The sequence below is a fragment of the Pseudomonas brassicacearum genome (genome assembly GCF_003732265.1).
Classification (GTDB): Bacteria; Pseudomonadota; Gammaproteobacteria; order Pseudomonadales; family Pseudomonadaceae; genus Aquipseudomonas; species Aquipseudomonas brassicacearum_D.
This window is the reverse complement of sequence record NZ_MOBK01000120.1, coordinates 1-500: the sequence shown is the minus strand read 5'-3', so window position 1 is coordinate 500 and position 500 is coordinate 1. Positions and strand designations below refer to the sequence as shown.

1 protein-coding gene is annotated in these 500 nt (G+C 58.8%); it reads right to left on the bottom strand.

What is annotated here, in order from left to right; all coding sequences use genetic code 11:
• Nucleotides 1–500, bottom strand: a 500-nt coding sequence (locus BK660_RS30360; RefSeq protein ID WP_123436409.1) for an MFS transporter, incomplete at both ends; no start/stop codon positions are given.

Sequence of the window (500 nt, the reverse complement as noted above, 5' to 3'; positions counted from 1 at the left end):
AAGCCAAGAGCGACGATCAGAAACGTCGTGTGGCTGGCGAAAATCCCCGCACTGAAAAAGCCGATCGCGCCCACGATGACCAACCCGGCAACAAACTTGCGCCGCTCACCGGTGGCATCCGACAAACGCCCGATTACTACCATGCTGATCGCCCCGCAAATGTACGGGATGGCCGTCAGCAGACCGATCATCACCGGGCTCTCGGTGCCGGCGCTGCGGATCAATTGCGGCGCCCAGAAATTCAAACCGTAGGACGCGACCTGGATCAGAAAATAGATCAGACCCAAGGTCAGAAAACCTGGAATCTTCAACGCCGCGAGCAGCGAACCACCACTCTTGTGCGGTTCATGTTGAGCGATGCGACTGGACAGCAGTTTCTTCTCGTCAGCGCTCAGCCAGTGCGCATCCTCGATGCGATCCTTGAGCAGCATCAGCACCAGAAAACCGAGACCGATGCACGGCACGCCGCCGAGCAGAAACAGCCAGTGCCAGCCGCGCAT